This window comes from Paraburkholderia sp., from assembly GCF_050742655.1.
Lineage (GTDB): Bacteria > Pseudomonadota > Gammaproteobacteria > Burkholderiales > Burkholderiaceae > Paraburkholderia.
The window spans coordinates 36,695-55,840 of record NZ_JBOIGG010000022.1; the positions used below are offsets into that span (position 1 = coordinate 36,695).

Genomic DNA, 19,146 nt, shown 5'->3' on the forward strand with positions numbered 1-19,146 from the left:
GTCATGCCTTCGTATCCTGTGGTCCGCGCGGTTCGCCGGATGATCCCCGTACCCACGGCAGTCTCGCCGACGACCTGACGAGCCGCGAACGCAGGCGGTCGAGATACAGGTAGATTACCGGCGTCGTGTACAGCGTGAACAGCTGGCTCACGATCAGACCGCCCATCACGGTAATGCCGAGCGGCTGGCGCAGCGACGCGCCCTGACCGATGCCGATCGCGAGCGGCACCGCACCGAGCACTGCGGCCGCGGTGGTCATCATGATCGGCCGCAGCCGCACGACGGCGGCGTCGTGGATCGCATCGCGCGCGCTCTTGCCTTCGGTGCGTTGCAGGTGGATCGCGACGTCGACCATCATGATGCCGTTCTTCTTGACGATACCGATCAGCAGGATGATGCCGATCAGCGCGATCACCGAGAACGGTATGCCGAACACGAGCAGCGCGAGTGTTGCGCCGATGCCCGCCGACGGCAGCGTCGACAGGATCGTCAGCGGGTGGATCGAGCTTTCGTACAGCACGCCGAGCACGATATAGACGATGCCCAGCGCGGCGAGAATCAGCAGCGGGATCGTGCCCATCGACTGCGCGTAGGCCTGGGCCGCGCCCGCGAATGCACCGTGGATCGTCGCGGGCATGCCGATGTCGCGCATCGCCTGGTTGATCACCACTGCCGCGTTGCTGAGCGAACCGCCGGGCGGCAGGTTGAACGAGATCGTCGCGGCGACGAGCCCGCTCTGGTGGTTGACCTGGGTCGCCGTATGGTTGTTGGCGTAGCGCGCGAACGCGGGTAGCGGCACCATCGTTTCGGCTGCCGTGCTGTCCGCGCTGCCGCTCGAACTGCCGCCCTTGCTGTTCGAGATGCTGTTGGTGGTCTGGTTGGCCTGCGCATTGGAATTCAGCGAACTGGTGTTCGACGACGCGCTCGACGTCGTGCTGATCGCGCTCGCTGCCGTCACGCCTTTGACCGTGCCGCCGGGCATCTGCGTCTGCGCAGTGCCGGCCGCATTACCCGCCGCGGTGCTGAGGAAGATGTTGTCGAGCGTCTGCGGGTACTGCCAGTACTGCGGCGCCACTTCCATCACGACGAAATACTGGTTCAGCGGGTTGTAGATGGTCGACACGGTGCGCTGGCCGAACGCGTCGTACAGCACGTTGTCGACCTGGTTCGGTGCGAAGCTGTAGCGCGCGGCGGTGCTGCGGTTGATGTTCACGTATGTCTGCAGGCCGTTCTGCTGCAGGTCCGAGTTCACGTCGAGCAACTGGCCGTGCTGCTTGTTGAGCGCGTCGACGAGCTTCGGCGTCCACGCGAACAGCGCGGCGGAGTCGTCGCTCGTCAGCGTGTACTGGTATTCAGCAGCGGACTGTCTGCCGCCGATCCGCAGATCCTGTTGCGCCTGAATGAACAGCCGCGCGCCGGACACCTGGTTGAGCTTCGGACGCAGCCGGTTCACGACGTCGGTCGCGGTCGCGTGCCGCTGCGCGAGCGGCTTCAGCTCGATGAACACGTTCGCGGTGTTGAGCGCGCGACCGCCGGTGAAGCCCGCGACCGATGCGACCGCCGGATCCTTCTGCACGATCTCCTGCAACTGCGCGAGTTTCTTCTTCATCGCGGGGAACGAGATGCTCTGGTCCGCGATGATCTGGCCGATCAGGATGCCGGTGTCCTGCTCCGGAAAGAACGTCGCGGGCACGAGCTTGAACAGGAACACGTTGGCGACGAGCAGGCCGATCAGCGTCAGGATCACCAGCAGCGCATGGTCGAGCACGGCGGTCAGCGAGCGCGAGTAGGCCTGCTTGAAGCGCTCGAACTGCGCATCGACCCACGTCGCCCAGCGCGCACCGGAGTGGCCCGCGCGCTCGCGGCTCAGCACGTACGCGCACATCGCGGGCGTGACGGTGAGCGAGATCACGAGCGAGATCAGGATCGCAATCGACAGCGTGACCGCGAACTCGTGGAACAGCAGGCCAACGATGCCGGGCATCAGCAGGATCGGCAGGAACACCGCGATCAGCGACAGGCTCATCGAGATCACCGTGAAGCCGACCTCGGAACTGCCTTTCAGGGCCGCTTCGCGCGGACTCAGCCCGGCTTCGAGATGGCGCGTGATGTTTTCCAGCACCACGACGGCATCGTCGACGACGAAGCCGGTGCCGATCGTGAGCGCCATCAGCGACAGGTTGTCGATGCTGTAGCCGAGCAGGTACATCGGCCCGAACGTACCGACGATCGACAGCGGCAGCGCGACGGCCGGGATCAGCGTCGCGCGCGGCGACTGCAGGAAAATGAACACGACGCCGACCACCAGCAGCACCGCGATGAACAGCGTGCGCTCCGTGTCGCCCACCGACGCGCGGACCGATTCGGAGCGATCGATCGCGACGTTGACGTGCACGCTGCTCGGCAGCGTCGCCTCGATGGTCGGCAGAACCTTGCGAATCTGCGCGACCGTGCTGACGACATTGCTGCCCGGCATCGGGTAGACGATCACGAGCACCGCCGACTTGCCGTTGAAGAGCCCCGCGTTGCGGATGTTCTCGTTCGAGTCCTCGACGTCGGCGACGTCGGCGAGCTTCACCGGCGCGCCGTTGCGATAGGCAATCACGACGTCGCGGTACGGCGCCGCCTTCGTGATCTGGTCGTTGGAGCGCACGATGTAGCGCTGGCCGCCCTCGTCGAGATGGCCTTTCGCACTGTCGGCGTTGGCCGCGCTGATCGCCGCACGCACATCTTCGAGACCGATGCCGTAGCTGTTCAGCTTGCCCGGCTGCAGCTCGACGCGCACCGACGGCAGCGCGCCGCCGCCGAGCGTGATCTGACCGACGCCCTTCACCTGCGACAGCTGCTGCTGGATCACGGAATCGGCGGAGTCGTACAGCTGCGCCTTCGTCAGCGTGTCCGACGTGAGCGCGAGCACCATGATCGGCGCGTCGGCGGGGTTGTACTGCCGGTAGGTCGGATTGGCGCGCAGCGTGGTCGGCAGGTCTGCGCGCGCGGCCTGCAGTGCGGCCTCGACGTCGCGCGCGGCGCCGTTGATGTCGCGGTTCAGCCCGAACACCACGACGACCAGCGACGAGCCCACATAGCTGATCGACGTCAGTTCGCTGACGTCGGCGATCGTGGCGAGCCGGCGTTCGAGCGGTTCCGCGACCGTCGACGCCATGATGTTCGGACTCGCGCCCGCCATGCTCGCCTGCACGACGATCACCGGAAACGCGACGTTCGGCAGCGGCGCGACCGGCAGCCGGAAGTACGCGAGCGCACCGGAGATCAGGATCGCGATCGCCAGCAGCGTCGTCGCGACCGGGCGCCGGATGAAGAGCGCCGAGATGTTCACGATGCCTGCTCGCCGCGGCGCGCGCGCCGCCTATTGTTCACGCGTTGCGCGAGCCGGTCGAAGAACAGATAGATGACCGGCGTCGTGAACAGCGTCAGCACCTGGCTCAGCATCAGCCCGCCGATGATCGCGAGGCCGAGCGGACGGCGCAGCTCCGAGCCCGTGCCGGTGCCGAGCAGCATCGGCAGTGCGCCGAGCATTGCCGCGAGCGTCGTCATCAGGATCGGCCGGAAACGCAGCAGCGACGCCTCGAAAATCGCGTCGCGCGGCGACTTGCCGTGGCCGCGTTCGGCCTCGAGCGCGAAGTCCACCATCATGATCGCGTTCTTCTTCACGATACCGATCAGCAGCACGATACCGATGATGCCGATTACGTCGAGATCGCTGCCGGCGATCATCAGCGCGAGCAGCGCGCCGATGCCCGCCGAGGGCAGGGTGGAGAGAATCGTCACCGGATGGATGAAGCTTTCGTACAGCACGCCGAGCACGATGTACACGGCGACCAGCGCCGCTACCAGCAGATAGACCTCGCTCGACAGCGAATCCTCGAACGCCTGTGCGGCCCCCTGGAACGACGACGTGATCGACGGCGGCAGGTTCACCGCCTGTTCGGCCGAGCGGATGCGGTCCACCGCGGTGCTCAGCGACGCGTCCTTCGCGAGGTTGAACGAGATCGTCACGGCCGGGAACTGCGCGAGGTGACTGATCACGAGCGGCGACTTCTGGATCTTGATCTTCGCGATGCCGGCGAGCGGCACCTGACCGCTGCTGCTCGTCTGGCTCGGCAGATACAGGTTGCCGAGCGACTGCACGGTGGGGATCGACTCCGGCTTCGCGACGAGGATCACGCGGTACTGGTCGGACTGCTGGAAGATGGTCGACACGATGCGCTGGCCGAGCGCGTCGTAGAGCGCGTTGTCGATGGTCGCCGACGTGATCCCGTAGCGCGCCGCGAGTGGCCGGTTCACGTCGACGTACACGCTCAGGCCGTCGGTGTTCAGGTCGCTCGTCACGTCGGTGATCGACGGAATCTGCTTCATCCTGTCGATCAGCGCTGGCACGTACTGGTTGAACGCCTGCTGGTTCGGCCCGCGCAGCACGAACTTGTACTGGTTCGGCGACACTGTGGTGTCGAGCGTCAGATCCTGTTCGGGCTGCATGTACAGCTTGATGCCCGGCACGTCGGCGACTTCATCCTGCAGCCGCCGCGCGATTTCCTGCGCGGAGAGCGAACGCTTGTCGCGGTCGCGCAGATTGATCAGGAAGCGGCCGTTGTTCAGCGTCGTGTTGATCCCGTCGATGCCGACGTAGGAGGTCAGCGACGTGACGTCGGGGTCTTTCAGGATCGCATCGGCGAGCGCGGCCTGGCGTGTGACCATCGTCTTGTACGAGACCGAGTTGTCGGCGACGCTGATGCCCTCGATCACGCCGACGTCCTGCACCGGGAACAGCCCTTTCGGAATCACGATGTACAGCACGAGCGTCAGCGCGACCGTGCCGACCGCGACGAACAGCGTCAGCAACTGATGGTCCAGCACCCAGCGCAGCCCGCGCTCGTAGCCGGCGAGCGTCTTGTCGAACAGCCGCTCGCTGATGCGCTCGAAGCGGCTCGGATGCCGGTCCGATTCCGCGCGCAGCATTCGCGCGCACAGCATTGGCACGACGGTCAGCGACACGACCGCCGAGATTACGATCGTGACCGCCAGCGTCACCGCGAATTCGCTGAACAGCCGGCCGATCACGCCGCCCATGAACAGCAGCGGAATCAGTACCGCGATCAGCGAGATCGTCAGCGAGAGGATCGTGAAGCCGATCTGTCCGGCGCCTTCGATCGCGGCCTCGAGCGGTGTCTTGCCTTCCTCCAGATAGCGGACGATGTTCTCGATCATCACGATCGAATCGTCGACGACGAAGCCGGTCGCGATGATCAGCGCCATCAGCGAGAGGTTGTCGATCGAGTAGTTCAGCTGGTACATCACCGCCAGCGTGCCGATCAGCGAGACGGGCACCGACACGCTCGGAATGATCGTGGCCGGCACGTTGCGCAGGAACACGAAGATCACCAGCACGACGAGGATGACCGCGAGGACGAGTTCGAACGCGGCGTCGGACACCGACGAGCGGATCACGCCAGTGCTGTCCGACACGATGGTGACCTTCATGCCGGCCGGCAGCGTCGATTCGAGCTGCGGCAGTTCCTTCTTGATCTGGTCGACCGTCGCGATCACGTTCGCACCCGGCTGGCGCTGCACGTTCAGCACGATCGCGGGCGTGCCGTTGTACCACGCGCCGCGCTCGACGTCCTGCGCGGCCGACGTGACGCGGGCGACGTCGCGCATATAGACGGGCGCGCCGTTCTGATACGCGATGACGGTGTTCAGATAGTCCTTCGGATCGGAAATCTGGTCGTTGCCGTTGATCGTGTAGTCGAGATCCGGGCCGTCGAAATTGCCCTTCGGCTGGCTCACGTTGACGTAGGAGAGCAGCGTGCGCAGATCGTCGATGTTCAGTCCGTACGCGGCGAGCTTCTGCGGGTCCGCCTCGACGCGGATCGCCAGCACGTTGCCGCCCGCCGTCGTGACGAGACCGACGCCGGGCACTTCGGAGATCTTGGTGCCGAGCCGGTTGTTCGCGGTGTCCTCGAGCTGCGTCAGCGACATCGACTTCGACGTCACCGCGAGCGTCAGGATCGGCTGGTCGGCGGGATTGACCTTCGCGTAGGTCGGCGGCGCGGGCAGCCCGCTCGGCAGGAAGCTGTTGGAGGCGTTGATCGCCTGCTGGACGTTCTGCTCGGCGACGTCGAGGTTCAGCGACAGGTCGAACTGCAGCGTGATCACCGACGCGCCGTCCGAGCTGTACGACGTCATCTGCTGCAGGCCGGGGATTTCGCCGAGCTGCACTTCGAGCGGCGCGGTGACCGTGGTCGCCATCACGTCCGGGCTCGCACCCGGATAGAAGGTCTGCACCTGGATCGTCGGATAGTCGACGTTCGGCAGTGAAGAGACCGGCAGCACGCGCACCGCGACGAGACCGACCAGCACGAGCGCGATCATCAGCAGCAGCGTCGCCACCGGGCGGAGAATGAACAGACGGGAGATATTCATCGGCGCATCGGGGTGGGGCTACGAGGCTGCGGCAGGCGTTGCCGATGCCGAAGAGGCCCCCGACGCTGCGCCAGGCGGACGTCTGTGAGGATGCGCGCCGCTCGCGGCGGCAGCACCGCTTGATCCAGCGGCACCGGCACCGGCACCGCTCGCGGCGGCGCCCGCCCGTGCCGTCGACGCGCGGATTTTCGCGCCGTCGCTCAGACGGTCCATGCCGTCGGTGACGACCGTGTCGGTGGCCGCGAGGCCGGAGGTGATCACGGTGTTCTTGCCGTCGCTTGGACCCAGCGCGACCTTATGCACGGACACCGTCTGGTTCGCCCCATTGACGAGATACACGTAGTCGCCGGGCGCGCCGGTCTGCACGGCGGCGGTCGGCACGAGCACCGCGTTCTGCAACGTATCGACGAGCAGCTTCACGTTGACGAACTCGTTCGGGAACAGCGCTTCGTCGTCGTTCGCGAACGTCGCGCGCAGTGTCACGGTGCCGGTCGCCGTCGCCATCTGGTTGCTGGCCGCGTACAGATTGCCGGTGGCGATCTGCCGCGAGTTGTCGCTGCTGTACGCGGTGACCGGCAGACTTGCACCGCTGTTGAGCCGGTCCATCACACGGGCGAGCGAATCCTGCGGCACGGTGAATTCGACGGTAGTCGGCTTGATCGTCGTGATCACGACGATGCCCGGCGACGACGATGCCGTCACGTAGTTGCCCGGATCGACGAGCCTGAGGCCGACGCGTCCGGCCACCGGCGCGGTGATGTGGCAATAGGCGAGGTCGAGATCGTCCTGCGCGATCGTCGCGAGATCGGACTTCACGGCGGCCTCGTCCTGCTGCACGAGGAACACCTGGTCCGTGTAGGTCTGCTCGGCGATCGACTTGCGCTGGTTCAGCTCGGTGAAGCGGGCGAGGTCCGAGCGGGCCTGCGCGAGCGCGGCCCTGTCTTTCGCGAGTTGTGCCTGCGCCTGCTGCTTCGAGATTTCGTATTGACGCTGGTCGATCTGCGCGAGGAACTGGCCTTTCTGGATGTCCTGGCCTTCGTGATAACCGACCGCGGTCAGATAGCCGCTCAGTTGCGGCAGCACGGTCACGGTCGCGGTGGGCGTCACGGTGCCGAGTTCGCTCAGCACTTCCGGCATCGTGCCGGTCGACGCGGTCGCGACGGTCACGACCTGCGGCGGCGTAGCGCGTGCAGGTTGCTGCCGATGCAGCACGTGCAGCACGACGAGCGCGACCAGCACGAGCACGACGATCACGAGCACGACGAGGTTGCGTCGGGAGCGCTTCGGCTGCGCGGGCATAGCTTCGCTCATAGCACTACCTCCAAAGACATGGGCTGCCCCTCACGAACAGGGCGGGCATGCTGCCGGATCCGGCATGCCGTTTGATTGCGACGGCGGAACGATGCCGCGTGGGTTGCGGTTTGTCGTGCGGGACCGTTCATCTCTATCTCGCGACGGACGGAAATCGGGCGGTGCGCGATGCGGCTGCGTCGCCGGTGTGTCGACGCGCGGACGATGCGCGGGTCGGTGTCGAAGTGGACAACAGGAGTCGGTTAGCCATGCGCGGCAGTGTAACGTGCGCACCTTGCGTTTCTGTTGACGCATTCGTTAAAGAGGTTGCGCGAAATTACGAGACAAGCGGCGTGTAACGGCCGGTAAAGAGGCGCGGGGACCGCGAGAATTGGCAAGACGGCCGGAGCGCGCGACAGGGCGGGGGACAGGGAACGGCCGGCGGCTCGCGGGAGAGACCGTCGCGGCCAATCTGTATGGGGATATTTCAGAGAATGCGCCGCGTGGCGCGGCGCATTGTTTTCAAAATGCTTTCGATGGCGGGTTGAATCCGGCGTTCAGCTTTGACCTTGCGGGTAATCGGCACCGATCGTCGTCGCTTCCTGCGTATCGAAGTCGTGACGCAGCAGATCGAGCTTCTTGCGCGCGACTTCGAGCGCCATCTTGCCGAGCAGCAGACGCAGCGGCGGCGTATCGGACAGCGACGCATCGATGATCGCCTGCGCGGCGCGCACCGGATCGCCTGCCTGGTTGCCGCTACGCGCTTCAGTCTGCTTGCGGCGCTCGCCGGCGGTCGCGTCGTAATCGGCGATGCGCACCGCCGACTGCTTGATCGACGACCCCGCAAAGTTCGTGCGGAACGGACCTGGCTCGACGATCAGCACGTCGATACCGAGCGGCTTCACTTCGAGCGCGAGCGATTCGGAGATGCCTTCCAGAGCGTACTTGGTGCCGTGGTAATAGCCGGTCGCCGCGAAACTCGTGATGCCGCCGATCGACGACAGGTTGACGATGAAGCCGCCTTTCTGCGCGCGCATCGTCGGCAGCACGGCCTTCGTCATGTCGACGAGACCGAACACATTGGTTTCGAACATATCGCGGACCGCATCGTCCTCGCCTTCCTCGATGGCTGCGAGATAGCCGTAGCCGGCATTGTTGACGAGCGCGTCGATGCGGCCGAAGCGCGCGGTGGTCTGCGCGACGACCTGCGCGATCTGGTCGCGGTTCGTCACGTCGAGCGGTAGCGCGAGCGCCTGGTCTTCGTGACCCTTGACGATGTCCTCGACCTTCGACACATCGCGCGCCGTGACGACGGCACGCCAGCCGCGTGCGAGCACGAGTTTCGCGAGTTCGCGGCCGAAGCCGGTCGAGCAGCCGGTGATCAGCCAGACGGGGTTGTTGCGATTCATCATGGAAAGACTCCTGTGCGTGGACGGCCGCGTGGATGTATATGGGCGGGCAGTCGAGGCCCCATCGTAGGCGCCTGCGCCAGTGCGGGGAATACCTGAATGTCTTGAAGGTTTGCCGGATTCTCTTTCGGCGGCGGTTAGCGCTTCAGCGCGTTACTCTGGTCCCATGCAAAGCACTTACTGCTGTCCCACGCAGAGCGCCTTACTCGGGCGCTGCCCCCATCACGATCTGCTTGAGTTTCATATCACGGCACGCTAAATTCGGCTCGCCTGCAAAGGTCATATCAAACACATCCTGACAAAATCCATACGGACTGCGGGCGTCAGGCGAAGCTCATCGGGATGCCCATGCCGCCTCCGCTTCAAGCCGACAACGACAGACACGCCAGCAACGCTTGTGCCACGGCCGCGCGTTTCGCGTGGCTAAGCCTCGTGCTGGTGGTCTTGCTGGGCAGTCTGCCGTTCGTGAGAGGCGGCTGGTTCGACGTACGCTGGTGTGCCGCGCTGTCGTGCGCATGGCTCGATGTGTTGACGGTCGCGCTCGGCGCGCGTCTTGCATTTATTCCTCCTTCCTCCGTTACACGCATCGATGCGGCTTTACTGTCGCGCGCACTCCGTCCGTGGCGCCGCGACGGTCGACAGGCGTTAGGCCATGCCGTGCTGGCAGCCAGCCGCACGATTCGCTGGCAGCCGTGGATCGTGCTCGCGTGCGCGGCGCTGTCCATTTATGCGGCGTCGATCGCCTGGGACCCGCCCGTGCAGTTCGTGCTGGCGCTCGCGTTGCAGCCCCCGGTCGCCGCGATCGTCGCGGCGGCGGCTGCGCTGATGCTCGCGTTCGGCACGCTGTTCGGCGAATTGTCGTGCGCGCTGCAGGCCGACCGCGGGCGCACGTGGGCGTCGCTTGCGAATGTGCTGCGCGTTGCGCTCGCGATGGCGCTCGTCGCGGCTGCATCGTTTGCGTGGCAGGTCCATACGCAGGTGTCGTCGCGATGGCCAGTGCGTATTGCCGCGTGTTTCTGCGCGGCGATCGCAATGGAACTCGCGCTGCGCGCCTTGCTGTCCTGGTTCGCGCCGCCGCATGCACGCCACGGCGACGCGGCTGTGCCCGACAGCCTGATCGCCGGCCTGCTGCGCTGGCGTCCTTCTCCATTCGCGCGTTTCAGCATCGAACTGCGCAAGCGCTACGGTATCGATCTGCGGCAGAACTGGGTGCTGCTGAATATTGTGCGGCTGCTGCCCGCGGTCGTCGTCGCGATCGGCGTGTGCGCGTGGCTCCTCACCGGCATCGCGATCCTCGGCCCGGATCAGCGCGCGGTGTACGAGCGCTTCGGTGCACCGGTCGCGGTGTGGCAACCCGGTTTGCATGTCGCGATGCCCTGGCCGTTCGGCAAGACACGCGTGATCGATAACGGCGCGGTGCATCAGGTGGTCGTGTCCGGTTCGCCCGAGGACAGCAGTGTGGCCGCTCCGCTCGTGCCTGCCGACGCGCGGACGCCCGACGTGTTCAACCGCCTGTGGGACGTCGCGCATCGCGGCGAGACGAGCCAGGTGATCGCGGGCGCGAGCGGCGACCGGCAGAACTTCCAGACCGTCAGTGCTGACGTGCGGCTCGACTACCGGATCGGTCTTTCCGATGCGGCCGCGCGCGCCGCGCTGTACCGGCTCGCCGACGTGCCGGGGACGATCCGCTCGGTGGCGAATCGCGAAGTGGTGCGCTACCTCGCGTCGCATACGCTCGAATCGCTGCTCGAAACGCGTCAGACGGCGATGGCCGACGACGTGAAGCGCGCGATCCAGGCGCAGCTCGATCGCGCGGGCAGCGGCATCGATGTGGTCGCGGTGATCATCGAGAGCGTGCATCCGCCGGCGGGAGCATCGGCCGCGTATCACAGCGTGCAGGCCGCGCAGATTCTCGCCCAGGCAAGCGTCGCCAGCGCGAGCGGGCAGGCCGCCGGCCTGCTCGGTCACGCGCAGCAGGACGCCTATGCGGCGATTGCGCAGGCGAACGCGGAGGCTGCCGACATCACGTCGGCGGCGCGCGCACAGCAAACCAGTTTCAGCGCCGACGTCGCCGCCGCGCAGGCGGGCGGGCCGGCCTTCTCGCTCGAGTACTACTTGCACAACTTGCAGAAAGGCTTGCAGAACGCGCACCTCACCATCATCGACGACCGGCTGGTGGACGGCAATCGCGCGACCGTCGATCTGCGGCCGTATGGTGCGTACGGCGCTGTCGGTGCGCGCCACGTCGATTGATGCATGACTGAACGACTGGATCGGGAGATATCGTGAGTTTCAACCATTCGCATGCGCACGGGCATGGGCACCATCACCACGATCACGGCGATGCGGACGCGGCCGGTGGTCCAGGCGGCAGCGGACTCTACTGGCGCTTCGCGCTGTGCGTGCTATGCATCGCGGCGGCGTTCGCGGTCGCGAGCTTCATCCAGGTGCGGGCCGGCGAGGCGACGGTCGTCACGCGCTTCGGCGAGCCGGTGCGCGTATTGCTGGAACCGGGACTCGCGTGGCGCTTGCCCGCGCCGATCGAGGCGGCGACGCCGGTCGACCTGCGCCTGCATACGACATCGAGCGGCATGCAGGACGTCGGCACGCGCGACGGGCTGCGCATCATCGTGCAGGCGTACGTCGCGTGGCGCGTGCCGGCCAACGCGAACGACGTCGGGCGCTTCGTGCGCGCGGTGCGTAACGAGCCCGATGAAGCGGCCCGCCAGATTCGCTCGCTGCTCGGCTCGGCGTTGCAGACCACGTCCGCCGATTTCGACCTGACATCGCTTGTGAACACGGATGCGAGCCAGGTTCGCATTGCCGCGTTCGAGGACGAACTGCGTCGCCAGGTCGATGCGCAGGTGTATGCCGCGTATGGCGTGCACGTCGAACAGGTCGGGCTCGAACGGTTGACGTTGCCGGCCGTGACGCTGTCGGCGACCGTCGAGCGCATGCGCGCCGAGCGCGAAACCGTCGCGGCGCAACGCACGGCGGAGGGCCGGCGCGAAGCGGCGCAGATCCGTTCCGATGCGGACCGCGATGCACGCATCGCCTTCGCGGACGCGAACGTGAAGGCCGCGGAAATCGAGGCGTCGTCGCGCAAGGACGCGGCCGCGATCTACGGCAAGAGCTACGCCGGTGACCCACATCTGTACACGATGCTGCGCTCGCTCGATACGCTGAACTCGGTGGTCAACGTGAACACGAACCTGATCCTGCGCACCGATGCCGCGCCGTTCAACGTGCTGGTGCAGGGGCCGGGCGCGCTGGACACATCCACTGCGTCGGCACCGAAGAACGTCAGGCGCACACGATGAATGCCGTTCCCGATACGCCGTCGCTCGGACCCGGCGCGCAGGCCGTTCGCGTGGCGTTCTGGTTCGTCGCCGCGATCACGGTACTGACCGCGTGTGCGTGGGCCGTGTCGAACGTCCAGCGTATTCCGGCCGACAGCCGCGCGGTCGTCATGCGTTTCGGCGCGTTCGTGCGCACGCAGGACGCGGGCTTGCTGATCGCGTGGCCGCGGCCGTTCGAAAACGTACTGCTCGTGCCAGGCAGCGCACGCGTGCTCGAACATCGCGTCGCGACACTCGATCGCGATCCGGCCGCGCTTGCTACCGATCCGCCGGCCAACGGTGCGAATGCGGACATGCCGACGTTGCTGTCCGACGCGCTCGCCGGTTCCGGCTATCAGCTGACGGGCGACAGCGGTCTCGTCCAGCTGAGCGCCACGCTGTACTACCGCGTCGTCGATCCGTATGCGTATGTGCTGCAGCGTGAGCATCTCGATGCCGCGCTCGACCGGATCGTCGCCGCGGCCGCGGTGGAAGTGACGGCCGCGCGCGATCTCGATGCGATCCTCGTCGCGCGTCCCGAGCGATTGTCGGCTGACCCGAGGATGGCCGCGCAGCGCGAACAACTGCGCGGCGATATCGCGCAGGCGGTGCAGCGTCATCTCGATGCGCTCGCGGCGACTCATGCGGGGCTCGGCATCGACGTTGCGCGGATGGACGTGCAGGCATCGTTTCCCGCCGCGGCCGTCGACGCGTTCAACGCCGTGCTGACCTCGCTGCAAACCGCCGACCGCAACATCGCGGAAGCACGCACGGCGGCGGAAACGATCCGCCAGCGCGCGCAGCAGGACGCCGATCAGGTCCTGCAGAGCGCACAGGCGAGCGCGACCGAACGCGTTGCGACCGCGCAGGCCGAGACCACGACGATCCTGCAGCTCGAAGCGCCGCTCGATGCGGACCGCGATCCGGGTCTGCTCGCGCGAACTTACCGTGATCGCATCCAGCAGATCCTGTCGAAGGCGGGACACGTGACCACGATCGATCCGCACGATGCATCGAACCTCGTGCTGCCGGGGAGAAACCAATGAGCGTCGATACGGAGTCGCTTGTCGGCGGAGCGCACGCACACGCGCCGGTGCACGATGAGGAAGCCGCAGACGGCCATGACGAACACGGCCCGACGATCGCACTGTCGGCCACCGAGCGCCGCACGGTGACGCGGCAGATTGCGCTCGCGCTGCTCGCGGGCGGCCTGCTCGTGCTGTCGCTGGGGTGGCGTTATTTCGGACCCGACAGTGGGACGGCAGGCGGCTCGCAGGTGGCCGAGGTGCTGGCAGGGCTCGCGTCGCTGCTGGTCGCCGGGCCGGTGTTCGCGGGCGCGTGGCACAGCCTGAAGTCACCGAGCCTGCACGGCGTCACCGACCGGCTGATCGCGCTCGCGATGCTCGCCGCGTGGGCCATCGGCGACATGACGACGGCCGCGTTGTTGCCGATCGTGATGACCTTCGGCCATGCGCTGGAAGAACGCAGCGTGCTCGGCTCGCAGGAAGCAATCCGCGCGCTCGGACGCCTCACGTCCGGCAACGTGCGGCGTGTGAAGACCGACGGATCGATCGAAGAGATCGCCTACGAAGCGGTGCGTGCGGGTGATCTGGTCGAGGTGGCAGCCGGCGCGCGCATTCCCGCCGACGGCATCGTGCGGCGAGGCCGTTCGAGCGTCGACAACGGGCCGATCAACGGCGAATCGGTGCCGGTCGACGTCGACGAAGGCGCGACGGTATTCGGCGGTGCGATGAATCTCGATGGCCCGCTGCGCGTCGAGGTCACGCATGCGGGCGCGCAGTCGACGCTCGGCAAGATCATCGAACTGCTGCAGCGCGCGGAGCAGGTCAAGCCGCCGATCACGCAGGTGCTCGAACGCTATATGGGCGGCTATCTCGCGCTCGTGCTGCTGATCGCGGCGATCGTCTGGTTCACGTCGGCGAATGCATCGGCGATGCTGGCCGTGATCGTCGCCGCGTGTCCGTGCGCACTCGTGCTGGCTGCGCCGTCCACCGCGATTGCGGGGATCGCGGTCGGTGCCCGGCATGGCGTGCTGTTCCGGAACGCCGCGTTTCTCGACCGGATCACGGAGATCGATTCGCTGGTGATCGACAAGACTGGCACGCTGACGCGCGGCGAACTGGATGTGTCGACGGTCGCGGTGCAGCCCGGCGTCGATGCGGCGCAGGCGATCGCGCTGGCTGCGCGACTCGGGGCGGGCAGTGCGCATCCGGTGAGTCGCGCGCTAGCGCGTCATGCGGCCGGCGCCAGCCATGAACCCGTGCCTTACGAGCGAACGCGCGAGATGCGCGGCCTCGGTGTGCTTGCCGAGACGCCCGATGGGGAGGCTGTGCTCGGACGCGCCGAACTACTCGTTGCGCACGTCGCGGAACTGCAGCCGCCGCCGGACGAAATCGACGGCCCGTGCGTCGGTCTTGCATTGAACGGCCGGTTGCTCGCGTGGTTCGGTTTCGCGGACACGCTGCGTGCGGAAGCCGCGGATGCGCTCGCGAGCCTGCGCGACCTGGGACTCGCTCGGCAGACCTTGCTGACCGGCGATCGCGACACCGTGGCGCGCAAGGTCGCGGCCGAAGTCGGCATCGACACGGTCGTGTCGCAGGCGCTGCCGCACGACAAGCTCGACTACGTGATGCATGAACTCGACGCGGGACATCATCCGCTCGTCGTCGGCGACGGTCTGAACGACGTGCTCGCGATCAAGGCGGGCGCGACGAGCATCGCGATGGGCGAACGGGGCATCGACATCGCAGTCGCTTCCGCGGACATCGTGCTGCTCGGCGACGATCTACGGCGGATCGCGACGTGCATTCGCCTCGGGCGGCGCTGCCGCCGTACCGCGACGATCAATGCGGCGATCGGTTTGCTGTGGACGGTCGAAGTGATTGCACTCGCCGCGCTTGGGGTGCTGGGCGCGGTGTGGGTGGCGATCCTGCATAACGTCGGGACGTTTATCGTGATCGCGAATGCGGGGAGGTTGTTGCGGATCGATGAGGAGAGCGGGGGGCGATCCACGAACGATTAGAGCGGTCGAGCAATGCCTTTGCGGACACGCGTGCGCGGAGTCATGCGAAAAACGATGAAGTCGCCGTCCCTGTCTATAGCCGGCCAGCCGTTGCGTTCCATGAACGCAATACACGTAGGGTTAAAGGCTTCGACTTTTACGTCGATTTCCTGCTTGAGACTGAAGACCCAGTCGAGCGCCGATTCCCACAGCAATGCCCAGCGTCCGTGATACTCGGGCAGTACCGCAACATGCGCTTCTTCGCCGTCGAAAATCATGCCCCCAATAGGTTTCCCGTCGTACTCGAAACCTATCGAGGGACATGCCCCGAAGAAATCGATAAAGCGTTTCCGGGTGACGGTGTGCATCATCCATTGCCCATGCTCCCCGAGTGTTTTGTAACGAGCCATCTCTGCCTCGTAGTACACGTCCAGGTCTGCATGGGCAGCAAGACTGAGCCGCTTCATCACGCCAGCTCGCCAAGGCCCGTTTCTTCCTCGCGCTCGAGCAGCCGCAGCATCGCTTTACGGATGTAGGGGTCCTTGCTGTCTTCAAGTGCCGTCGCATAGCTGTGCCATGACGGATCTTTCAGAAGATACAGGCACAGTGCCTTTAACTCGGGACTTTCGTCTTCGGGCAAGCCGTTGACGATCTGCCACGCCCCCCGTACGTCGCCGCGTTGAATGGCCATCAGCACGGGAAAAAGGAGCATGTCTCTCGAGGCGGGATGCACCTCGTGCAACTGCTGAAGGAGCGTCTCGGCCTCGTCGAAACGGTCGGCGTTGATGCTGTCGATCACGGCCTGCCCCAGCCGGGCGGCCTCATTCGTCTGGAGCAGATCCATGGGGGTTCCTTGCATCGATTACGATTGCGAGCCCGATCCACCGCTCAGCGACTGCATGAAGCCCTCGAGCAGTTGCTGGATCGCATTGTCCTGGGGCGAACCAGCCGGTGCCGGGCTGTTCGACTCGCCGCTGTCTTTTTTGCAGAGCTCCTTAACGCCGTTGGCGCTTTCGATGACCGGGCTTGCTTTTTCCGCGACGGACGAAACGCTGCTGAATAACTTACCTGCTGCTCCCATGATCTTTCTCCTGGGTCAAAGGGTGCTGCTGAAGTAGGGAACTACACTGGGGAAACCGTCGTGACGGTGCCTGTGATTAATGTAGCGGCCGGGAGAGGGGCAGCGAGGAGGGTGTGCGAAGCGGGGTGTCGGGAAACGAAGCGGGGTTGATGAAAGTGCCGGGATGACGCTCGTGCTTGCCAAAGTTCGCCACCGCACCGATCATTCCAGTAATTCGGCCAACACTTCCCAATGGTCGGCAATGTCTCTACGCACAGAACTGAATCAGCGCCTGTGCTGATCGCAATCGCCTTATCATCACGTCAGTCCTGGCGCTTTCCGCCAGTTACGGTCTGACGGTCTCTAGCTTATTTTTGGGGGGGCGCAATGGATCGCATCAGCGGGCACACTTTTTTTCAACGTTTCTTGCGGCGAGACAGCGTTGTAGTCGATCTCGGTGCGAACGTCGGGGCATTTTCCCGGACGATGTCGGAAAAATACGGATGTATATGCTATGCGGTTGAACCGAATCCCGCCTGTTTTAAGCGGCTAGTCGGTTTTACTCATGTGAAGCCATTTAACTTTGCAATCGCTGACCGGGAAGGGACGATGAATTTTTTCGTCGCGCTGAATTCGGAAGCGTCGTCTTTCGCGCGCACCAGCGATAGCGATCTGGAAATTTCGGTCCCTACCATGCGGCTTGACACCTTCACGCGACAGCAGGGTATCGGTCGGCTCGATCTGCTGAAGATCGACATTGAAGGTGCCGAAGTGTCGCTCCTTGATTCATTGCCCGATTCTTTTCTAGGCAACGTGGGTCAGATTGCAATCGAATTCCACGATTTCTGCAATCTTGTGAAGAAGGAGGACGTAGCGCGACTCGAGCGTCGGATCAAATCGCTAGGATTTTTTTCGATCAACTTTACGAAGGAATCGCACGGGCATGAAGATCATTTGTTCGTGAACCGGCAGCGGTGTCCAGTAAGCAACATCGAGTATGTGATGACGAAGTACGTGACAAAATACCTGCTAGGTATGGGCCGCATCGTGCGGCGACTAGGGTCCAGTCGCCGGCAAGTGGCCGTGTTAGCGAAATGATGTTGGCGGCACCGGTCGTCGCGATATGCCGGAAGCTGTGAAGTCGCATATTCTTCTGACGACGGCCGAGGTTAGTCACGACTATTCAACGTCGGATCCTCCCGCAGTTTCTTGCCCTTCTCCTTGACGTCGTTCATCAAGTCGATCTTGAGCGGCGACAGATCGCGGTAGCCCGTGATCTGCTTGTGCTGATTGTCGATGTCTGTCCCTTGGATGAGGTTGAGAAGTGCGTCGCCCGTTGTAGTAGCGGGGCGTGTAGTCGAACCGCGTACTAATTTTCTGATAATAACGCTTGACGTTAATAACGCGCAACGTTACTATCGATTCCATGATCACTTCATTCGACGACCGCGACACCGAGATCCTGTTCAAGGGCACCCGCGTCGCACGGTTCGCGAACATCGAGAAGGTGGCGATGCGCAAGCTGCAGCAACTGCATGCGGCCGCGACGCTCGACTTCCTTCGGGTGCCGCCGGCGAACCGGCTGGAGTTGCTGAAGGGTAATCGGGCTGGCCAGTACAGCATCCGCATCAATGATCAGTGGCGCATCTGCTTTCGGTTTGACGCCGGGAACGCGAGCGGCGTCGAGATCGTCGACTACCACTGAGGGTGGTAGTCAGAGTCAGGTAGGCAGGTGAGCATCACAGAGACAGGAGTGAATATGGCACGCGAAATTCCGCTGGCGACGCCGGGAGAAATCCTTGCGCTCGACTGGCTTGAACCTATGGGCATCACGCAGTACGCGCTCGCGAAGGCGATCGATGTGCCGGCTCGCCGCATCAACGAAATCGTGAAGGGCGAACGCTCTATCACTGCAGACACGGCTGTGCGCCTTGGGGCCTACTTCGGCACCGACCCGCAGAGCTGGATGAATCTGCAAACGCACTTCGACACGGAAATGGCAAAAGAGAAGATCGGCGAGGAAAAGATCGCTGAGATCAAGCAGCACGCTGTCGCTGCATGATCTCTGGATCGCCATTCCGTAGTCCGGCGCTTCCGTGAATGTCACGTAGTACTTCTTGCCTGGCACCAGCGCTGCGACGACGGCTTTGTTCCTGATCGTCGCGTTGAACTCGAACTGCCTGGAGTGGGCGATACCTGCAATCCAACCCACAAATGATGGTTGGCTTGTGTGGGCAGCAGCGAGAGAAGGCAAGAACGGCGACACCCGCAAACCGTGGGTAGGAGATGTGCCGTCTGAGCGAATTCGCGAGAGGACTCGGGAACTGCCAGGAATGGAATCTGGCGGAGAGACGGGGATTCGAACCCCGGATAGGTTATTAACCTATACACGCTTTCCAGGCGTGCGACTTAAACCGCTCATCCATCTCTCCGGCGGGGACGCGCATTATAGCAAACTCCTGGCGCAGCGCCAGCCGCATGGAGAGCGGCGTGTGATGGACGCGCGGACCTCGCCCGCAGCAGGGTCCTCAAGCTCTGTCGAATACGCGATTTGCATAGTCGAATTCATCGTTTGGGCGGGCACGA

The 19,146-nt window shown here is 64.7% G+C and carries 14 protein-coding genes and 1 tRNA gene; 7 read left to right on the top strand and 8 right to left on the bottom strand.

What is annotated here, in order from left to right:
• Nucleotide 1 precedes the first annotated feature (1 nt).
• The 4 genes from ACREXZ_RS26005 to ACREXZ_RS26020 form a co-directional block, all read right to left on the bottom strand.
• A complete protein-coding gene (locus ACREXZ_RS26005) occupies nt 2–3,337 on the bottom strand; it encodes an efflux RND transporter permease subunit (protein WP_431767003.1) in 3,336 nt (1,111 codons plus the stop codon).
• Nucleotides 3,334–6,441, bottom strand: coding sequence for an efflux RND transporter permease subunit (locus ACREXZ_RS26010; protein WP_431767004.1), 3,108 nt, complete (start codon nt 6,439–6,441; stop codon nt 3,334–3,336). Before ACREXZ_RS26010 ends, ACREXZ_RS26005 begins: the two co-directional genes overlap by 4 nt.
• A gap of 18 nt (nt 6,442–6,459) precedes the next feature.
• Complete coding sequence (locus tag ACREXZ_RS26015) at nt 6,460–7,752, bottom strand: efflux RND transporter periplasmic adaptor subunit (RefSeq protein WP_431767005.1); 1,293 nt, start codon at nt 7,750–7,752, stop codon at nt 6,460–6,462.
• Nucleotides 7,753–8,288: 536 nt separating this feature from the next.
• Nucleotides 8,289–9,143, bottom strand: a complete 855-nt coding sequence (locus ACREXZ_RS26020; RefSeq protein WP_431767006.1) for an oxidoreductase — start codon at nt 9,141–9,143, stop codon at nt 8,289–8,291.
• A gap of 345 nt (nt 9,144–9,488) precedes the next feature.
• Here ACREXZ_RS26020 and ACREXZ_RS26025 point away from each other — a divergent pair, with 345 nt between their 5' ends.
• Genes ACREXZ_RS26025 through ACREXZ_RS26040 form a run of 4 tightly spaced genes read left to right on the top strand, consistent with a single transcriptional unit; the run spans nt 9,489 to nt 15,521 of the window.
• Entirely contained in the window at nt 9,489–11,393 is a 1,905-nt protein-coding gene (locus tag ACREXZ_RS26025) for an SPFH domain-containing protein (protein ID WP_431767007.1), read from the top strand.
• 32 nt (nt 11,394–11,425) lie between these two features.
• Nucleotides 11,426–12,460 (top strand): protease modulator HflC, encoded by a 1,035-nt coding sequence (gene hflC, locus ACREXZ_RS26030; RefSeq protein ID WP_431767008.1) that lies wholly within the window; start codon nt 11,426–11,428, stop codon nt 12,458–12,460.
• Nucleotides 12,457–13,524, top strand: a complete 1,068-nt coding sequence (hflK, locus tag ACREXZ_RS26035) for a protease modulator HflK (RefSeq protein ID WP_431767009.1) — start codon at nt 12,457–12,459, stop codon at nt 13,522–13,524. The genes hflC and hflK overlap by 4 nt, the downstream gene beginning before the upstream one ends.
• Nucleotides 13,521–15,521 carry a heavy metal translocating P-type ATPase gene (locus tag ACREXZ_RS26040; protein ID WP_431767010.1) on the top strand — a complete coding sequence of 667 codons (2,001 nt, stop codon included), beginning with the start codon at nt 13,521–13,523 and terminating at the stop codon, nt 15,519–15,521. Before hflK ends, ACREXZ_RS26040 begins: the two co-directional genes overlap by 4 nt.
• On the opposite strand, the gene ACREXZ_RS26045 is transcribed toward ACREXZ_RS26040, so the two are convergent.
• From ACREXZ_RS26045 to ACREXZ_RS26055, 3 genes are read right to left on the bottom strand one after another with little or no spacing between them, the layout of a single operon-like run.
• Nucleotides 15,518–15,967: a GNAT family N-acetyltransferase gene (locus ACREXZ_RS26045; protein WP_431767011.1), complete on the bottom strand. Its 450-nt coding sequence runs from the start codon at nt 15,965–15,967 to the stop codon at nt 15,518–15,520. The genes ACREXZ_RS26040 and ACREXZ_RS26045 overlap by 4 nt on opposite strands.
• Nucleotides 15,967–16,344: an HrpB1 family type III secretion system apparatus protein gene (locus tag ACREXZ_RS26050; protein WP_431767012.1), complete on the bottom strand. Its 378-nt coding sequence runs from the start codon at nt 16,342–16,344 to the stop codon at nt 15,967–15,969. Before ACREXZ_RS26050 ends, ACREXZ_RS26045 begins: the two co-directional genes overlap by 1 nt.
• Before the next feature lie 18 nt (nt 16,345–16,362).
• Entirely contained in the window at nt 16,363–16,581 is a 219-nt protein-coding gene (locus tag ACREXZ_RS26055) for a hypothetical protein (protein ID WP_431767013.1), read from the bottom strand.
• Between the two features lie 366 nt (nt 16,582–16,947).
• Here ACREXZ_RS26055 and ACREXZ_RS26060 point away from each other — a divergent pair, with 366 nt between their 5' ends.
• The 3 genes from ACREXZ_RS26060 (at nt 16,948) to ACREXZ_RS26070 (ending at nt 18,622) form a co-directional block, all read left to right on the top strand.
• Entirely contained in the window at nt 16,948–17,658 is a 711-nt protein-coding gene (locus tag ACREXZ_RS26060; protein WP_431767014.1) for an FkbM family methyltransferase, read from the top strand.
• 328 nt (nt 17,659–17,986) lie between these two features.
• Complete coding sequence (locus ACREXZ_RS26065) at nt 17,987–18,265, top strand: type II toxin-antitoxin system RelE/ParE family toxin (protein WP_431767015.1); 279 nt, start codon at nt 17,987–17,989, stop codon at nt 18,263–18,265.
• Nucleotides 18,266–18,319: 54 nt separating this feature from the next.
• Entirely contained in the window at nt 18,320–18,622 is a 303-nt protein-coding gene (locus ACREXZ_RS26070; protein WP_431767016.1) for a HigA family addiction module antitoxin, read from the top strand.
• Between the two features lie 279 nt (nt 18,623–18,901).
• Here the strand turns inward: ACREXZ_RS26070 and ACREXZ_RS26075 are convergent.
• Nucleotides 18,902–18,992 (bottom strand) — tRNA-Ser (locus ACREXZ_RS26075).
• Nucleotides 18,993–19,146 lie beyond the last annotated feature (154 nt).